Source organism: Salinivibrio sp. IB282 (assembly GCF_001995685.1).
Taxonomy (GTDB): domain Bacteria; phylum Pseudomonadota; class Gammaproteobacteria; order Enterobacterales; family Vibrionaceae; genus Salinivibrio; species Salinivibrio kushneri.
Window position 1 is genome coordinate 1 of record NZ_MUET01000136.1, and the last position, 2264, is coordinate 2264.

Below are 2264 nucleotides of genomic sequence, written 5' to 3' on the forward strand. Positions count from 1 at the left end.
ACGTGGTGGTATCAACGCAAGGAAGAGGAGAGCAATACGGGGAAGCTTCTCTACCCTTTGAGCAGTTTTTATCTCGACTATATTTGTACCATGATGACACAATTCAGGTCGGTATAAAGCGCCCACTGCCCAGCGACGCTCTCAATGAAATCAAGCGTATGGCAGTTGAGAGTTGGGCTAAAGATCGAATAGATAAAGCCCAAATGCCGTTATGAATGACTAAGCATCAACCTGTTCCGTGTCCTCAGCGTCCCTGAACAGGTGTTGATTATTTATCCTCTTAGGCCTTTAAGTGTTACAGGTTTATCCCCACCTATTCCCTATCATCGATAAAAATGAGGCTAAAAAACCATGGATGCGCCACATTCACCACTTAAAACACCGCCTCAGATCACCAACGCTGAGGGAAATACGCGCCGCGTAGGCGTTGAGATAGAGCTCAGTGGCCTAGAGCTGGATACCATCACCCAACTAGTGGCTGATTTTTTCTCTCTGAGCGTTAAACGTGGTGGTCGATATGACCGCCGCTTAAACGGGGACAAAGCCGGGGATTGGGTCATCGAGCTCGACTATGCCAAGCTCAAACGGTTAGGGCAAAGCGATCGTAGCGAAAACACAGTCACCAATCGACTGGATCAATCGGCTGAAGACTTATTGGCATGGGCGGCAAAAGCCTTTGTTCCCGTAGAAATCGTCGGCCCGCCTCTCCCTCTTGACCGCCTACAAGAGGTGGACCAACTCATTTTGCATCTACGCCAGCAAGGCGCCGAAGGGACCGAAGACAGCCCGGTTTATGCGTTTGGCATGCAGCTCAATCCAGAGMTGCCTGATTTAACCGCTAAGACGATTTGTGCGCACTTAAAAGCATTTTTATGTTTGTATGACTGGCTTTTAAAACGCGCCGATATTGATCTCTCGCGGCGCTTGACCAACTATGTCGACCCTTTCCCGAAAGCGTATGTCGAGCGCGTACTGGCTGATGATTACTGGCCGGATCTGAATATCCTGATCGATGACTACCTTGCCGACAATCCCACACGAAATCGTGCATTAGACATGTTGCCCTTATTCACTCACCTTGATGCTGAGAAAGYGAATAAAGTCATCAATGATGGGCTCACACAGGCGCGGCCCACATTTCATTATCGGTTGCCGGACAGCAAAGTCAGTCGGACTGATTGGGGCATTCACGAAGCATGGAACGATTGGGTGGAAGTGGAAAAACTCGCCGCCGACCCTGCGCGACTCAAGGCGTGTTGCAAGGCCTATTTGGGGTATATCAATGACCCATTGGCACGTATCGTGAATAACTGGGCGGAAAAGGTGCACAATGTATGGATAAACCCGTCATCGCAATAACCGGCCCCAACAAAGGCGCAAGGCTGCCACGTTTTTTTGTTGCCGCGGCCGTCAAACTCTATGGTGGCAAGCCGTTACAACTACACCCCGGTACCGCGCTGGACCCAGACGCCTATCATGGCGTAGTGATTACCGGCGGGCACGATGTCGAGCCTGTGCTGTACGCCGCCGAGCCCGAAGTGAAACCCAACTACGATTCTGAACGCGATGCCCTAGAGAGYGCAGTAATCAAAAGCGCGCTAGCAAGCCCAAAGCCCTTGCTAGGGATTTGCCGTGGCGCGCAGCTTCTTAATATTTGCTTAGGCGGCACCTTGCACCAAAGCTTGCGCGAGCAACGCAAAAAAACCTCTCATCGCTGGACAGTGTTCCCGATGAAAACCTTGTGTATATCGCGTGAAGTCAACGGCCATATCCAGCAACGGTTGGGGCAAGGCAGACGCAAAATAAACAGCCTGCACAACCAAGCAATTAACGCGTTAGGCGAGGATTTAACGGTAAGCGCACGTGATTTAGATGGTATTGTACAAGCCATTGAATCACCCAACCGCCCCTATACACTGGGCGTACAGTGGCATCCGGAATTTTTGCTTTATCTTGGCTGTCAGCGTGCGCTGTTTAAGGGATTAGTTGAGCATGCAACGCGCTTCCAGCAGCGACAAGCGGCCTCTCAGTAAACATGTCTGTTAGTTGGTGAGAAACAAAAACGCCGAGGCACATTCGCTCGGCGTTATCGGGCAGAGGTTAACGCTTTGACCGCGCGTTCAGTCGCTTCTCTATCTGACGTTTTTCCCACTTATCACCAAAGAGATCGACAATGCCCAGAGCACTGACACCGTGGCTGACTACTGCAATCCCCCATCCCAATGCGACCCACCAAGCCCAGTAATAGTCTGGAGTGGTTAGCC

The 2264-nt window shown here is 51.1% G+C and carries 4 protein-coding genes; 3 read left to right on the forward strand and 1 reads right to left on the reverse strand.

The features are described from left to right. The 3 genes from BZG14_RS15795 to BZG14_RS15095 form a co-directional block, all read left to right on the forward strand. A partial coding sequence (locus tag BZG14_RS15795) for a hypothetical protein (RefSeq protein WP_206744423.1) occupies positions 1–215 on the forward strand: 215 nt, incomplete at its 5' end. A gap of 136 nt (positions 216–351) precedes the next feature. Then, the gene (locus BZG14_RS15090; RefSeq protein ID WP_077609135.1) at positions 352–1359 is read left to right on the forward strand and encodes an amidoligase family protein; all 1008 of its coding nucleotides are present in this window, start codon (positions 352–354) and stop codon (positions 1357–1359) included. Then, the gene (locus BZG14_RS15095; protein ID WP_077609136.1) at positions 1335–2033 is read left to right on the forward strand and encodes a gamma-glutamyl-gamma-aminobutyrate hydrolase family protein; all 699 of its coding nucleotides are present in this window, start codon (positions 1335–1337) and stop codon (positions 2031–2033) included. Before BZG14_RS15090 ends, BZG14_RS15095 begins: the two co-directional genes overlap by 25 nt. 67 nt (positions 2034–2100) lie before the next feature. Here the strand turns inward: BZG14_RS15095 and BZG14_RS15100 are convergent. Then, on the reverse strand, positions 2101–2264 hold a 164-nt coding region (locus BZG14_RS15100), incomplete at its 5' end, for a 2TM domain-containing protein (protein ID WP_131825206.1).